Source organism: Nocardiopsis synnemataformans, assembly GCF_965343085.1.
GTDB classification, from domain to species: Bacteria; Actinomycetota; Actinomycetes; order Streptosporangiales; family Streptosporangiaceae; genus Nocardiopsis; species Nocardiopsis alborubida.
Genome location: NZ_CBDRFA010000075.1, coordinates 24,544 through 39,538, shown reverse-complemented (window position 1 = coordinate 39,538; position 14,995 = coordinate 24,544). Strand labels below are relative to the sequence as shown.

The 14,995-nt window shown below is 71.7% G+C and carries 12 protein-coding genes; 5 read left to right on the top strand and 7 right to left on the bottom strand.

The genetic code is table 11. The annotated features are described in order from the left end of the window. The first annotated feature begins 428 nt into the window (after nucleotides 1-428). Nucleotides 429-881, top strand: a complete 453-nt coding sequence (locus ACSIH6_RS31550; protein WP_435111994.1) for a hypothetical protein — start codon at nucleotides 429-431, stop codon at nucleotides 879-881. A 214-nt stretch (nucleotides 882-1,095) separates the two neighbouring features. Beyond that, nucleotides 1,096-1,863, top strand: a complete 768-nt coding sequence (locus ACSIH6_RS31545) for a hypothetical protein (protein ID WP_435111993.1) — start codon at nucleotides 1,096-1,098, stop codon at nucleotides 1,861-1,863. 9 nt (nucleotides 1,864-1,872) lie between these two features. Here the strand turns inward: ACSIH6_RS31545 and ACSIH6_RS31540 are convergent, their stop codons facing one another. The 5 genes from ACSIH6_RS31540 to ACSIH6_RS31520 form a co-directional block, all read right to left on the bottom strand. Beyond that, complete coding sequence (locus tag ACSIH6_RS31540; RefSeq protein WP_435111992.1) at nucleotides 1,873-3,087, bottom strand: sensor histidine kinase; 1,215 nt, start codon at nucleotides 3,085-3,087, stop codon at nucleotides 1,873-1,875. A 180-nt stretch (nucleotides 3,088-3,267) separates the two neighbouring features. Further along, nucleotides 3,268-4,140 carry an ABC transporter permease gene (locus ACSIH6_RS31535; RefSeq protein WP_435111991.1) on the bottom strand — a complete coding sequence of 291 codons (873 nt, stop codon included), beginning with the start codon at nucleotides 4,138-4,140 and terminating at the stop codon, nucleotides 3,268-3,270. A 60-nt stretch (nucleotides 4,141-4,200) separates the two neighbouring features. Beyond that, entirely contained in the window at nucleotides 4,201-5,193 is a 993-nt protein-coding gene (locus ACSIH6_RS31530) for an ABC transporter ATP-binding protein (protein WP_435111990.1), read from the bottom strand. Nucleotides 5,194-5,370: 177 nt separating this feature from the next. Then, nucleotides 5,371-6,135 (bottom strand): DUF2470 domain-containing protein, encoded by a 765-nt coding sequence (locus tag ACSIH6_RS31525; RefSeq protein ID WP_435111989.1) that lies wholly within the window; start codon nucleotides 6,133-6,135, stop codon nucleotides 5,371-5,373. A 207-nt stretch (nucleotides 6,136-6,342) separates the two neighbouring features. Continuing rightward, nucleotides 6,343-6,951 carry a TetR/AcrR family transcriptional regulator gene (locus tag ACSIH6_RS31520; protein WP_435111988.1) on the bottom strand — a complete coding sequence of 203 codons (609 nt, stop codon included), beginning with the start codon at nucleotides 6,949-6,951 and terminating at the stop codon, nucleotides 6,343-6,345. 73 nt (nucleotides 6,952-7,024) lie between these two features. Here ACSIH6_RS31520 and ACSIH6_RS31515 point away from each other — a divergent pair, with 73 nt between their 5' ends. Beyond that, complete coding sequence (locus tag ACSIH6_RS31515) at nucleotides 7,025-8,320, top strand: alpha/beta hydrolase fold domain-containing protein (RefSeq protein WP_435111987.1); 1,296 nt, start codon at nucleotides 7,025-7,027, stop codon at nucleotides 8,318-8,320. Between the two features lie 236 nt (nucleotides 8,321-8,556). Here the strand turns inward: ACSIH6_RS31515 and ACSIH6_RS31510 are convergent, their stop codons facing one another. Both ACSIH6_RS31510 and ACSIH6_RS31505 read right to left on the bottom strand, forming a co-directional pair. Continuing rightward, a complete protein-coding gene (locus ACSIH6_RS31510) occupies nucleotides 8,557-10,770 on the bottom strand; it encodes a (Fe-S)-binding protein (RefSeq protein ID WP_435111986.1) in 2,214 nt (737 codons plus the stop codon). 718 nt (nucleotides 10,771-11,488) lie between these two features. Next, on the bottom strand, nucleotides 11,489-12,394 hold the full coding sequence (locus ACSIH6_RS31505) for a polysaccharide lyase (RefSeq protein WP_435111985.1): 906 nt from the start codon (nucleotides 12,392-12,394) through the stop codon (nucleotides 11,489-11,491). Here ACSIH6_RS31505 and ACSIH6_RS31500 point away from each other — a divergent pair. After that, nucleotides 12,279-12,707 carry a hypothetical protein gene (locus tag ACSIH6_RS31500; RefSeq protein ID WP_435111984.1) on the top strand — a complete coding sequence of 143 codons (429 nt, stop codon included), beginning with the start codon at nucleotides 12,279-12,281 and terminating at the stop codon, nucleotides 12,705-12,707. The two genes, ACSIH6_RS31505 and ACSIH6_RS31500, sit on opposite strands and share 116 nt — an antisense overlap. A gap of 418 nt (nucleotides 12,708-13,125) precedes the next feature. Continuing rightward, entirely contained in the window at nucleotides 13,126-14,976 is a 1,851-nt protein-coding gene (dnaK, locus tag ACSIH6_RS31495) for a molecular chaperone DnaK (RefSeq protein WP_435111983.1), read from the top strand. Nucleotides 14,977-14,995: the final 19 nt, after the last annotated feature.

The following is a 14,995-nucleotide window of genomic DNA, read 5'->3' as shown; positions in this document are numbered from 1 at the left end:
GGAACGGCTCGCACCGCGGGGACTCGACCTCCAGCGCCAGACATCACCCGGCCCAGGCCCGACCGGAAATGTCGCCAGTGTGATGCTTGGGTCCCTGACCAGCGATGATCTTGTACTTATAGCGAGGTTGGACGGTCGAGACTCGCTATAAGTACAAGATCACGCCGGGTGGGGACGAAAGTCGTATCCGGGGCGTCGGCGCGGTGGCCCGAAAGCACCGCGCCCGCCCGGGCGGGGTCGCCCTCCTGGCTAACCCGGGTGACTCCGCCGCCTGGTCCTCACGGGTCATGCGCGCCGGTCTCCCCTGCGCGTAGCCTGGTAATCCTCACGCCCGCGTGGGCACGGACCCGTCGCACCCGTACCCACGGCACTCCGGCGCGGGGTGCCCCGTCCTGTCGCGACACCGTTGTCCCAGGGGGTGAGCTCACGTGAACGACAGCCTCGACCTGCACGATCACCTCCACGACCACGTCGCGCTGGACGAGATCGAACTGTACGCCGAGGTGCTCATCGCGGTGGCCGACGCCGACCGCCCGCTCAGCCCCGCGGAGATCGACCGGGTGCTCGGGCTGTCCGAGGCGCCCGCGGTCCCCGCCGGACCGGTCCGCTCCGCGCACCCCCTCCCCGGCGACGGCCCCGGTCCCCCCGCCGGGACGCCCCACGTCCCCGGCCCCGCCCCCGAGCGGCCTCCCCGCGCGGCGGGGCCCGTGCCCGGTCCCCCCGAACCGCGGGACGGGGCCCCCGGGACGCGGCGCGCGTGGTCCACCGATCCGCTCCCGGCCGAGTACCGGCTGCCGCCCGCGGTGCTGCCCGCGCCCCGCGACGTGCCCGAGCCCCACCTCCTGTGGTCCCCGCTGCCCCTTGCCCCCTGGCACGTCTGAGGCCGTCCGCCCCTCCCGGTCCACGGGCCGAAGACCCCTCCGGCACGCCCGGGAGGGCGGAGTCCGGCCGCACCGCGTGGCAGTGCTGCCCGGCCGCGCCACCCAGAAGCGGCCCGATCCGGCCACGGCCGCCCGGCTCCGTACCCCCCGGTCTGGGTAGTGCTTCTGTGGACCCCGACCCCCGGGAACCCCCAACAGCACACAGGAGCCCCTGATGCCACCAGGACCGGACACGCCGGACCGCGGCGACCGACGCGGTATCGGTCCCCGCCCCCGCACCGACGGCCGCGAGCCCGACAGCGCCCGTCGGGTCACCCTCACCCTCGCCCTCGTCGTGACCTTCGTCTTCCTGCTGGTCACCGCGGCCGGACTCGGCTGGTTCCTCTCCGACGGCGGACCGCTGTCCGGTTCGGGTTCGGAGTCCGCCGAGGAGCGCGGCGACGCGGCCGACGGCAGTGGCGCGGAGGGGAGCGACAGCGGTGAGAACGACGGTGGTGAAAACGGCGCAGGGGAGACGGAGGGCCTGACGGACAACGGCGCGGACCCCCCGGCCGGGTTGGCCTACGAGCTGCCCGGTGAGGAATGGCGCAGGCTCGGCGACGAGGAGGTCCCCTCGGAGTACTCCTCCTACGCGGTCCTCGGCCCGGCCGAGGACCCGGACGCGGTCATCGTCACCGGCACCGAGGAACTCGGTTCGGTGGAGCCGATCGCGGTGGCCGGAGTACGCCTGGCCGTGGACATGGCGGCCGACCTGGCCGCCGAGGGCGGCGTGTGGGCCGAGCCCTCCGGCGAGACCGACGTGGACGGGCTGCCCGCCTTCGGGGCGACCATGGGCAGCGACTCGGGGGACACCTACGGCCGCTTCGTGATCGTGGAGCTGGACGACGGTCGGGGCGCGTTCATGCTCGGGATCAACACCGCGGGCGGGGACGGCGCCACCGAGGACATCGACGCGGCCTTCGCCTCGGTGGGCACGCGCTGAACCGGGGCGTCAGAGCGGCAGGACCGCGCGGAGCAGGAAGCCCCCCTCCGGGGTGCGGGCCGCGGAGAGGGTGCCGCCGCCCATGGCGACCCGCTCGGACAGACCGGCGAGCCCGTGGCCCGACTCCCTCCCGTCCTGGCCGCCGCCCCGGGCTCGGTCGTTGAACACCTCCACCACGAGCGTCCGGGGACCCGCGGCACTGTCGCGGGTGAGGGTGAAGCCGATCTGGCACTCGTGGGCGTCACTGTGCCGCAGGACGTTCGTGCCGCCCTCGCGCACCACCCAGGCGGCGAGCGCCGCTGTCCGCGGCGGCAGGTCCAGCCCCTCCAGCCCGGTGGTGACCGTCCTTGTTCCCCCCGCGTCGAGCACCGCGCGGACGGCCTCCGTCTCCCCCACCAGGTCGACCTCCCGATAGCCGCTGATCGCCGACCTCACCTGCTGGAGCGCCTGTCTGGCGAGCACCTGCACCTCCGCCATCTCCGCGCCCGCCCGGTCGGGCGCCCGCTCCACGAGCCGTTCGGCCAGCTGGGCCTTGACCGCGAGCGCGGAGAGACTGTGTCCGAGCAGGTCGTGCATGTCGCGGGCGAAGCGGAGCCGTTCCTCGCTCACCGCGAGCTGGGCACGGGCCCGCTGTCCGGCGACGGCCTCGCGGCTGATGTCCCACAGCCACATCATGGAGAGCGAGCCCCCGGCGAACATCAGTCCGCAGAAGACCATCGCCAGCCACACCAGCAGGTAGAGGAGCGGCTGGAACTGCGTCTCGAACCCGTAGAAGGGGACCACGAGCCAGGGCAGCACCAGCAGGGCCGCGGTGACGTAGGCGCTGCGCCTGCGCGGGGCGAGGAAGACCCCGGTCCCCCACCAGGCGGCCAGGAAGAACACGGCGTTGATCGGCTCCTGGATGCACAGGGCGACGACGACGAGCAGGCCGAGCGAGGTCCAGTAGGCGCGCGGGTCCGGCTCCCGCCTGCCGTCCAGCCTGGCCCGGAGCATCACGATCAGCAGCACGGCGATCGGTACGGAGACGACCACCCCCACCAGGGAACGCCACAGAGGCCAGTCCGAAGCAGCGGCCGTGACGACGTCGAGCAGGGGCATCCCCACGACGAGCAGCGAGGTGAAGCCCACCGAGACGATGACGATGCGCCGGGCGAAGCGGACCCTGCGGTCGCCGTCCCGGTCGGAGGCGGTGTACTCGGAGGGCGACGCGCCGTTGTCGCTCAACGTGACTCCTCGGTGTGGTGGGCCCCGTCGGGCAGCGGGAGGGCGGCTCTGAGCAGGAAACCGCCGTACCGCCGTCGTCGGTACGGGTCGCCGACAGTGTGCCACCTTCGCGTGAGAGGCGTTGGGAGAGCCCGGCCGGACCGCTGGCCGAGGCCGTACCGCCCTCCGGGCCGCCGCGCCCTACGGCTGGCGGGGGTCCCACCTGAAGTAGCGGCGCACCAGCAGCGCCAGCACCCCGATCCAGGCGAGCATGACCCCGATGGAGGGCAGAGCCGCCGTCCACAGCCCCAGGTAGCTCCGCTCCTCGGCATCGGCGAACCCGCCGAAGGCGTCGTAGCCCGTGTAGGCGGCCTGCGCCATCTCGGAGGCGGGGACGGACGGAACGAAGCTCATGACCTGGCGGGCGGTCTCCGGCAGGAACTCCAGCGGGATGACCCCGCCGGAGGTGAAGAGCAGGACCATCATCGGCACCATCGCCGCCATCTGGGCCGACTCGGCGTTGCGGACCAGCGGGGTGACGAGCAGCCCCATCAGGGAGTACATGACACCGCTCAGGACCACGGCCACAACCAGCATGAGCGGGTCCCTCGGCAGCACGCGGGCGGGGGCGACGAAGACCATCCCCACCACCAGGGCGGCGACGAGCAGGGAGAAGAGGACGACGATTCCGATGACCGCGCCGAAGATCACCGTCTGCGGGACTCCGCTCACCCGAAACCGCTTGAGGACCAGCGACTCCCGCCTGGCGGTGAACACGTTGGAGGGGTGACCGATTCCCAGGATGAGACTGATGGTGCCGATGGAGGCGATCATGGCCAGCTCAGCGTTCCCGAAGCCGGGGATGACCTCGTGGTTGGGGAGCTGGAAGGTCACGAAGGCCAGGAAGACCGGCAGCCCCAGGAACATCCAGGCGGTCTTGTACCGCACGAACAGGGTGAACTCGGTCCGGGTCAGGCGGATGGTCTGCCTGACCCAGCTGACGCTGGGCCGGGGACGGGCGCCGGTGGTGCCACCAGCGGGATCGGCGGCGGGGGCGGCGGTGTTCGCGGTCATGGGGATGTCTCCTCGAAGGGCTCTGCGGAACGGGGAAGGCGCGAAGCGCGGCGTCGCGCGTCAGACCAGGTCGGCGGCGCCGTCGGCGACCCGGAGGAACACGTCCTCCAGGGAGGCGCTGCGCACCTGGAGGCTGCGCAGGACCGTGCCGTTCTCCACGGCCCAGGACATGAGCGCGGCCACCGCGTGGTACGCCCGCTCCTCGACGTCCCCCCGCTTGACCGTGTAGGTGGCCCACAGCGCCTGGCCGCGCGTCTCCACGGAGACCTCCGCGCCCTCGACGCCGGGCAGGTCCGCGGTGCGCACGTTCGGGGGCAGCACGAAGCTCACGCGGTCGCCCCAGCCCGCGAGGACGTCCTGGATCGTCCCCTCCACGCGGACCTCGCCGCGGTGCATGATCGCCAGCCGGTCGGCGAGCCGCTCGGCCTCCTCCAGGTAGTGCGTGGTGAGGAGGACCGCCACGCCCTCCCGCTTGAGGTCGTTGACGATGCGCCAGGTCTCGATGCGGCCCTCGGCGTCCATGCCGGTGGTGGGCTCGTCCAGGTACAGGACCTCGGGCCTGGTCAGCAATGCCAGCGCCAGGTCCAGGCGGCGCTTCTGCCCTCCGGACAGCTGGCGGACCGCGACCCCGCGCTTGTCGGCGAGGCCGACCAGCTCCAGCGTCTCGTCCGTGTCCCGGGGCGTGGCGGCGAGGTCGCGGGCCAGGTGCATGGTCTCGGCGACGTTCAGGTCCTCCAGCAGGCCGCTGCCCTGGAGGACGGCGTTGGTACGCTCCCGGACTCCGGCGGGCTGGCCGTAGGGGTCCAGACCGAAGACCCGGACACTGCCGGAACTGGGGCGGCGGAAGCCCTCCATCGTCTCGATGGTGGTGGTCTTGCCCGCGCCGTTGGTCCCGAGGAGGGCGAAGAGCTCTCCGGGGTGGATCTCGAAGGAGACCCCCTTGACCGCCTCGAAGTCGCCGTAGTGCTGGTGCAGGTCGCGGACGACCACCGCCGGGCCGGTGGCGTCCTGTCGGCCGGAGCCGGTCGCTGCGGTGCTCGCTGTCGTCGTCATGTCCCCAGGTTCCCGCGAAACGGTCCACGCGGAACAGACACCTTTGTCACCGGCCGCACTGAGGAACGTACCGACGCGCGCACTGACAAATGTCATCCGCGCGGCCCGGCGACCGCTCATCCGCGGTCGTGGCGGCGTCCTCCGCTTCCTTGGCCGCTCCCGCCTTCCGGCGGCCGCTCACCCGCGGTCGTAGCCCTGGGGGACGGGGTGCCCGGCCAGCCGGTGCACCTGAACGGCGACGTCGTCGGGGGTGCGCGCCGGGCGGGTGAAGGGCAGGTGCACGTCGTGGTAACCCCGCGCGGTCTCCACCCGCAGCCGCAGCCCGAGGCGGTCCACGCCCAGGGGCCGGGGCCGACCGCCGCGCGGAGCACCGGGAGCGGCGGCCAGCAGGTCACCCACCAGGTCGGAATGGTCCTGGTCGAGGTGGCGCAGCCAGGGCGCCTCCCAGAGGCAGAACGGGTCGGGGCGCGCGGCGGCCAGTTCCGCCGGACCGAGCACGTGGGCCCCGTCGTGGTCGGACTGGACCACCAGGGCGGTGCGCAGGACCGCCATCGTCAGGCCGTGGCCGATCTCCAGCAGCCGGTCGTCGGTGGCGGCTTCGGGCAGCCGGACCGCGCGTGCGCGGGCGGCGGCGTGCTCCAGCACCTCCACGGCGCCGCTCACCCACAGCACCGCCCGCACCCTGTCGCGCATCAGCACGGGCGACAGGTCGGTGAACTCCGCCATCACCACAGGGCCCTCAGACCGGGGGGACGTGAGCGAATGGCCGTCGGGCAGCAGGAAGCTCACGGCGCCGTCGGTGTGCACGTGGCAGGGGGCGTCATCCAGGTGCACGTCCCCCGCCTCCCCGAACCGGTCCGAGGCCGCCGCCACGGTCACCGGGCCGCAGCGGGCCAGGGTGGAACGGGCGCGATCGGCGGGAGAGGGAACGGGGGCGTTCACGGGCGACCACCTCTGATAGAAGACAGTCAGGTAAGGCTAACCTAATCAATCCTTCTCCGGAAGCCCCTCCCCCGCACAACGCCCACGGAGGCGGCACGGTCGCGCGGAAGGAGGAGCGAGGAACGGCCATGAGCGACCACGAGGTCATCGCGGTGGAGCTGTCGGCCGGGCCGCACCGACGGCGCGAACGACCCCGGCGAGGGGCGCCTACCCGCGTGTGACCGCCGCGACCGCCGCCTCCACCGCCGCGCGCTGGGCGTCCATCGGGGCGCCCGGGGGCTGGCGGACGGCACTGAGCCAGATCCCGTCCACCAGGACCAGCAGGAGTTCCACCAGGGCGTCCGGGTCCTGCCCGGGGGCCAGTTCCCCCCGTTCGCCCGCCCAGTCGACGGCGGCGCGCAGAGCAGCGCGGGCCCGGACGTCGAATCCGGTGAGGACCTCCGCGAACTCGGCGTCCACGGCCGCGCGGGCGTAGAACGCCGACCAGACGCGGGCCTCGGCGAGGCGGTCGTCGTCGGTCGGCAGCAGCTCGGTGAGCACCCGCCGCAGCCCCTCGGCGAAGGACAGCCGCCCCGGACCGATCCGCACCTGGGCCAGCCGCGCGGAGACCACCTCGACGACCTCGTGCATGGCGAAGAGGAGAAGCGCCTCCTTGGTCCCGAAGTCGCGCTGGACGGCTCCGGCGGAGAGACCGGCCTCGGACGCCACGGTGCGGATACTGACGCCCTCCAGGCCCTCGCGGGCGGCGATCCGGTGCAGGGCGGCGGCCACCTGTCGGCGGCGTCCGTCCTTGTCCACGTACCTGGGCACGGTCACATTCTGACACACCCCCCATCTGATACGTTCGTATCGCTACGAGCGTATCGAAAAAGTCCTCGAAGGGGAGACCATGAACCGACGGAACCGCGCCGCCGCGGCCGCCCGCTGGCTGGCGACCGTCCTCGCGGGTACGACCGCGCTTCTCGGCGCGGGTGCGGCCGCGCTCGTCCTGCTGCCGCCGACCTCCTGGAACGCGTGGCAGTACGGACTGCTGGTACTGGAGTTCAGCCTGGTGTTCGCCGCCCTGGCCGTCTTCGGCCTGGTCCTGGCCCTGATCGCGGCGGGGAGGCCCCGGCCGCGCACCCGGGAGGGCACCGGGCGGAGTGCGGGCGCGAGGAGCACGGGAACGGTGTGGCGTCGGCGCCTCGCCGCGGCGGCCGCGGCGGCCAACGGCGCGGTGCTGGTCGCCGCGCTCGTCCCGCCCGCGTCGGTCTGGTCCGCCGCCCGCGCGGAGGGCGCCCGGCTCGACCTCGGCGAGTACGCCGCCGGACTCGCCACCAGCGCCGACCGCGCACCCGAGGCCCGCGTCTACCTGCGCACCGGCGAGTCAGCGGTCGGGGACGCCTCCGACCCGCAGGACCTGGAGCTGGACGTGTGGGAACCCGCGGAACGGGAGGGGGAGGCCCCGCTGCCGATCGTGGTGAACGTCCACGGGGGCGCGGAGGACCTGCCGCAGAGCCTCCTCCCCCGCTGGGACGCGTGGCTGGCCGACAGCGGGCACGTGGTGTTCGACGTCGACTACCGCTACTTCCCCGACGGCGACTGGTCGGTACCGGTCTCCGACGTCAAGTGCGCGATCGGCTGGGCCCGCGAGCACGCCGCGGAGTACGGGGCCGACCCCGGCCGGGTCGCCGTCACCGGCCAGTCGGCGGGCGGCCTGCTCGCCCTCCTGGCCGGGTACAGCTCGGACGAGGAGATCCCCCCGAGCTGCGACGTGCCCGACACCGGCGTGGACGCGGTCGTGGCCTGGTACTCGGTGGCGGACGGGACCGCAGGGGCGCCCGAGGTGCCCTGGCGGCAGCGGAACTCCCCGATGGGCGAGGAGCTCCTGGAGGAGAGCGAGCGCATGATGGGCGGCTCCCTGGAGGAGCTGCCCGAGGAGTACGCGATGACTTCGCCCATCACGTACGTCTCGCCGGAGGTTCCGCCCACCCTGCTGATCATGCCCGGCCACGACCTGTTCCTGGGCCCTGAGGACAACCGCCGCCTCGCCGCCCGACTCGACGCGGCCGGGGTGCCGCACCGGCTCCTGGAGATCCCCTGGGCGGAGCACATGTTCGACCTCAACTGGGGAGGGTTCGCCAGCCAGGTCGCCCGGCACGGCCTGGACAGGTTCCTCGACGAACACCTCGCCCCCTCAGCGTGAGCGGCCCCGCGTCCCTCAGCGTGAGCGGCCCCGCGTCCCTCCCCGCGAGCGGCCCCGCGTCCCTCCCCGCGAGCGGGCCCCTTCTCCCGCCGTGAGCGGTCGCGGTCCGGGGCGCGGAGACGGCGGGGCGGGTGCGCGCCGGACAGCCGGTGAACGGCGGAGGGGCCGGGGCACCGACCGTGCGGTCGGCGTCCCGGCCCCTCTCCGGACCCGGTGTCCTCGTAGGGGCCCTCGCGTCAGCTCTGGGTGTCGGCGGTCTCGGCCTCCTCCTTGGGGGCCTCGCCCCGGACCGAGCGCAGCAGCAGCTGGGAGACGTCCACGACCTCCAGCGTCTCCTTCGCCTCGCCCTGCGACTTCTTCTCGTTGATCGCGTCGCCGAGCATGACCTGGCAGAACGGGCACGCGGTGGAGACGGTGTCGGGGTTGGTGGTCAGCGCCTCGTCCACCCGCTCGGTGTTGATGCGCTTGCCGATCCGCTCCTCCATCCACATGCGGGCGCCACCGGCGCCGCAGCAGAAGCCCCGCTCCTTGTGGCGGTGCATCTCCTGCGTCTTGACACCCGGCACCTGCGCCATGATGTCGCGCGGCGGCGTGTACACCTTGTTGTGGCGGCCCAGGAAGCAGGGGTCGTGGTAGGTGATGTTCTCCTCCACGGAGTTGACCGGCGTGAGCCTGCCCTCCTCCACGAGCTTGGCCAGCAGCTGGCTGTGATGCACGACCTCGTAGGTGCCGCCGAGCTGCGGGTACTCGTTGGCGAGGGTGTTGAAGCAGTGCGGGCAGCTGGCCACGATCTTGGTGACACCGGCCTCGTTCAGCGTCTCCACGTTCTGCTGGGCGAGCATCTGGAAGACGTACTCCATGCCCAGGCGGCGCGCGGGGTCACCGGTGCAGGCCTCCATGCCGCCCAGGACGGCGAACTTCACGCCCGCCATGTCGAGCAGCTCGGCGATGGCCTTGGTGGTCTTCTTGGCGCGGTCCTCCAGGGCGCCGGCGCAGCCGACCCAGAACAGGTACTCGGTGTCCTCGGGGAGCTTGTCGTCGACGACCTGGACCTCGACCGGGTTCTCCGCCCGGGAGGCCAGCTCCTCGATCCAGTCCATGCGCCGGTCCTCGGCCATGCCCCACGGGTTGGCCTTGTTCTCCAGGTTCTTGAGGAGCGTGTTGGCCTCGGACGGGAAGTTGGACTCGACCATCACCTGGTAGCGGCGCATGTCGAGGATGTGGTCGATGTGCTCGATGTCGACCGGGCACTGCTCGACGCAGGCGCCGCAGTTGGTGCAGGCCCACAGCTCGTCGGGATGGATGACGCCGTTCTCCTCCTCGGTGCCGACCAGCGGCCGGTTGAGGAGGGCGAGGACGTCCACACCCTCGTGGCTCTCGTCGGGCTTCTCGGCGAGGGTCTCCTCGGTGATGCCCTGGAGCAGGTACGGGGCCTTCTCGTAGGTGTGCTTCTGGAGGTCGAGGATGACCTTCTTGGGCGAGAGCGGCTTGCCGGTGTTCCAGGCCGGGCACTGGGACTGGCAGCGCCCGCACTCGGTGCAGGTGCTGAAGTCCAGGAGGCCCTTCCAGGTGAAGTCCTCCAGCTTGCCCGCGCCGAACGGGTCCTCGTCGGGGTCGGCCTCCTCGAAGTCGAGGGGCTTGGTGCCGGACTTGTCCATCATCTGCTTGGCCGCGCCCAGGGACGGGGACCCGTCGGCGTTGCGCTTGAAGTAGATGTTGACCGGCGCGAGGAAGCGGTGCCAGCCGATGCCCATGATGAGCACGCGGGCGATGACCACGAAGAACAGGTAGCTGATGATCAGCTTGAACGCGGCGACCAGGGCGATGGCGGGCTCGGCGATCGCGGGGTCGCCGGGCAGGACCGCGCCGAGGCCGGTGGAGATCGGCGTCGCCCAGGCCGGGAACGGGAAGTCGCCCATGGCCGACTTGAGGCCGCGGATCACGAAGATCGAGATCAGCAGGCCCCACAGGTAGGCCTCGACGTAGTACGCGGTCCAGTGCCGGGAGTTGGTGAACCGGGACTGGCGGCCGAGGCGTCTGGGGCCGTTGAGCATGCGGTAGACGGTCAGGCCGACGATGCCGACGAGGCTGGCCGCGGCGATGAACTCGATGACCAGGCCGTAGAGGGCCCAGTCGTGGATGATCGGCAGCTTGAAGTGCGGGTCGAAGACCTCGCCCTGGGCCTCCACGACGGTGAAGACCAGCAGCGGGAACGAGACCATGACGAACCAGTGGGCGACGCCGATCCACGGCCGCTTGAGCATCCGCCCGTGCCCGAGGATCTCGATGAGCGCCATGGTGAGCCGCTGTCCGAACGGCCCCTTGCGCTCCGGCTCCACCGAGCGGCCCACACCCACGGTTCGCACGATCTGGCGGATACCCAGAGCGAACATGGTGAACGCGACCACGGCGAAGACCGAGGTGATGATGCCCAGTGTCAGGTACAGCATCGTCCGTGGCCTCCCATCCTGCTTCGTCGTCCGGTGCGCCACACACCGGGGGTCGAACTATATGTTACTAGCGAGTAATGCCGCGGTCGCCACCGGATGCCCGACCACTGGCGGAGACGGAACCCCGTGGCCGTCGCCGCAGGCCGTCGCCGCAGGCCACCGGGTCGCGAAACCCGGTCGGCGCGCGTGCGTCGGTGCCGTCCGGCGCTGGCGCTGATGCCGGTGTGACAGGACCGCGCGGGTGTGCCCGAACAGGACTCGGACGCACCGCACGTCCTATATGTAGCGGACGGCGGTCGCGGGACGACTCGACGGGGGTATCGGTGACTTCACCGTTTCTCCCCTATTACCAGGTTGCGGCATGGCCGGGAGTGGAACAACCACGGATCAGCGGCTGTGGACAACTGCCCGGGAACCGTCCTGTGGAGCCGTCCACGAGAGCCCTCCTCGGTGGCCCTCCCTGGGGCCGTCCACGAGAGCTCTCCTCGGAGGCCGTCCCTGGGGTGCCGTCCACGCAAGCGGTGCGACGCCCGGGCACGGCGAAGCGCGGGACGCCGTGGGACCCCCCGTCTTCCAGTCTCCCGGAGGGGCCCGGCCTCCGACAACGCCTGTCCTCTCCCTGTGGACAACACCCGGAGCCGGGACCTCGGACGGCGCGACGCACGGGGCCGCCGGGGCCGGATCCGGCCGGAGGGGGCCGGGTGAAGCCTGGCCGGGGTCAGGCGCAGCCGCCGAGCTCGCAGATGTCGGCGCGCGAGGTGGACACCTTCAGGTCGTCGTACCAGACGTAGCTGTCGTGGGCCGGAGCGAAGCCCTCGGTGGAGCCGCCGAAGAAGGACCAGAGGTAGGCCTTGTCCACCAGGTCCTCGTCGGTCACCAGACGCAGGCCGGTGACCAGCGCGGCGGGCTCGCCGTCGTAGAAGACCTCGATCTCCCCGTCGGGGTTGGCCTGTCCGTCGGTGACCGTGTTGACGCGGACCCGCTGGGCGATGTGCACCCACTCGCCCCGGGGGAGGTGGACGGCGGACCCGTCGGCGACCAGGGGCTCGGAGTCGCCGAACTCGCCCTTCTTGTCCATGTGGTAGTAGTACAGCTCCGCCTTGCCGTCGCGGCGCCAGACCACGCGCGAGCTGTAGCCGTTCTCCCCGGTGCAGACGTCCCCGCCCGAGCACCCCGCGCCCCCGGCCAGCCCGAACCCCAGCTTTCCGCCGAACGAGGTGGTCCCCCAGCTGAAGTCCTCGCCCAGGCGCGCCCAGAAGGACAGGTAGTACTCACGCGCCGGGGTGAGCCGGAACGGTGCCAGACCGCCGGAGTCCCGCGGGCCGATCTTCCCCTCGGGGTAGAGCACGCGCAGCGACTGCCCACCCCCGTGGGCGGGCACCGAGTCGTCGATGACGGCGCGCTCCTCCAGGCCCCTGGCGCTGGGGGCGTACCAGCCGTCCTTCTCCCATTCCGCGAGGGTGTAGGCGCTGCCCGCGGCCGGGCGCTCGAAGGTGTTGTGGCGGTACGTGGGCGAGAAGGCGTTCTCGGCGTCCTCGGCGGACGCCGGATCGCCACCGGCGGGCGCGGTGGTGTCCCCCGCGGGTTCGGCGGCATCCCCGGCGGTTGCGGCGGTCTCCCCCACCGGCACCGCGACGTCCCCGGCGGGCGGTGACGCCTCACCGACGGGCGCGGTGGTGTCCCCGATCGGCCGGGGGACATCCTCGGCGGACGCGGGGGCGGCGCCCAGCGCGGGCAGCAGCACCGTGGCGGCGAGTGCGGAGGCGAGCAGGGCCTTGGGCGTCACGGGCGTCTCCGTTTCAGGACTTCGGCGGACGCGGCGGGGAACCGCCGCGCCGGTCGCCGCCCTGCGGTACCAGCGCGTCAGCGGCAGGGCCATCGTCGGCCGCCGACCGCGGGCGTCCGGTGCTGCGACACGGGCGTTTCCCTCCGTTTGACCGGAAGGCGCCCCTCCGGTGACCGCCCACGCGCCGACACCCGCGACACTCCCCCGGACCCCCGCGGCACTTCCCCGGATCTCCGAGCCGCCGCACGCGGTGCTCCTCGAGCCCCCGCGCGGCACTCCCCCGGCCTCGCACGGGGCGGGGTCCCGCGGCCCTGCGCCCGCGCCCCCGGAGCCACCCCGGGGGAACCCCGAGCCCCCCTGATCTTTCGGGTCAAGGTTCTCCCCGACTTGTCCCGGGGTTCGCCCATGTCCCCGATCAGAGTGCCCAGGTCGGGAACATCCCGGTCCGGCCGACCGTTGTCAGGGCGTAGGAATCAGCTTGAGTCGGGTCAACTCAACTGACTTGACAGCCCTCACCCGACGAAGCAAAATTACGTCTGAACGACTCAACTTTGACGGAGGAAGCAACCATGGCACGTGCGGTCGGAATCGACCTCGGTACGACGAACTCGTGTGTCGCGGTCCTGGAGGGCGGCGAGCCCACGGTCATCGCCAACGCCGAGGGCGCCCGTACCACCCCGTCCGTCGTCGCCTTCGCCAAGAACGGTGAGGTGCTCGTCGGCGAGGTCGCCAAGCGCCAGGCGGTCACCAACGTCGACCGCACCATCCGCTCGGTCAAGCGCCACATCGGCACCGACTGGACGGTGAAGATCGACGACAAGACCTTCAACCCCCAGCAGATCAGCGCCTTCGTGCTCCAGAAGCTCAAGCGCGACGCCGAGGCCTACCTGGGCGAGGACGTGACCGACGCGGTCATCACCGTCCCGGCCTACTTCAGCGACTCCCAGCGCCAGGCGACCAAGGAGGCCGGCACCATCGCGGGCCTCAACGTCCTGCGCATCATCAACGAGCCGACCTCGGCCGCGCTGGCCTACCACCTGGAGAAGGAGGACGAGGCCACCATCCTGGTCTACGACCTCGGTGGCGGCACCTTCGACGTCTCCCTCCTGGAGGTCGGCGACGGCGTCGTGGAGGTCAAGGCGACCAACGGCGACAACCACCTGGGCGGCGACGACTGGGACCAGGCCATCGTCGACTGGCTGGTGGAGAAGTTCAAGAACTCCAACGGCGTGGACCTGGCCAAGGACAAGATGGCCCTCCAGCGCCTGCGCGAGGCCGCGGAGAAGACCAAGATCGAGCTCTCCAGCTCCAGCGAGTCGGCGATCAACCTGCCCTACATCACGGCTTCGGCCGAGGGCCCGCTGCACCTGGACGAGAAGCTCTCCCGCGCCGAGTTCCAGCGCCTGACCGCCGACCTGGTCGAGCGGACCAAGACCCCGTTCCAGCAGGTCCTCAAGGACGCCGGGATCAGCCTGGACCAGATCCACCACGTGGTCATGGTCGGTGGCTCCACCCGTATGCCCGCCGTCGTGGAGCTGGTCAAGGAGATGACCGGCAAGGACCCCAACAAGGGTGTCAACCCCGACGAGGTCGTGGCCATCGGCGCCTCGCTCCAGGCCGGTGTGCTCAAGGGCGAGGTCAAGGACGTCCTGCTGCTGGACGTCACCCCGCTGTCGCTGGGCATCGAGACCAAGGGCGGCGTGTTCACCAAGCTCATCGAGCGCAACACGACCATCCCGACCAAGCGCTCGGAGATCTTCACGACGGCCGACGACAACCAGCCGTCCGTGCAGATCCAGGTGTACCAGGGTGAGCGCGACATCGCCCAGTACAACAAGAAGCTGGGCGTCTTCGACCTGACCGGTCTGCCCCCGGCGCCGCGCGGCGTCCCGCAGATCGAGGTCGCCTTCGACATCGACGCCAACGGCATCGTCAGCGTCACCGCGAAGGACCTAGGCACCGGCAAGGAGCAGTCCGTCACCATCTCCGGCGGCTCCGCGATGTCCAAGGACGACATCGACAAGATGGTCCGCGAGGCCGAGCAGTACGCGGAGGAGGACCGCAAGCGCCGCGAGGAGGCCGAGGTCCGCAACAACGCCGAGTCCCTCGTCTACCAGACCGAGAAGGTCATCAAGGACAACGAGGACAAGGTCCCGGCGGACGTGCGCTCCGAGACCGAGGCGGCCGTCGCCGAGCTGAAGACCGCTCTGGAGGGCTCCGACGTGGAGGCCATCCGCACCGCGAGCGAGAAGGTCGCGCTGGCCAGCCAGAAGATCGGCTCCGCCATCTACAGCCAGGGCCAGCAGGGCGCCGAGGGCGACACGGCCCAGGGCACCCAGGGCTCCGCCGACGACGCCGACGTCGTGGACGCCGAGATCGTCGACGAGGACAACAAGGGCACCCAGGGCAACCAGTCCTGATCCCAGGTCGAGCCGAGGA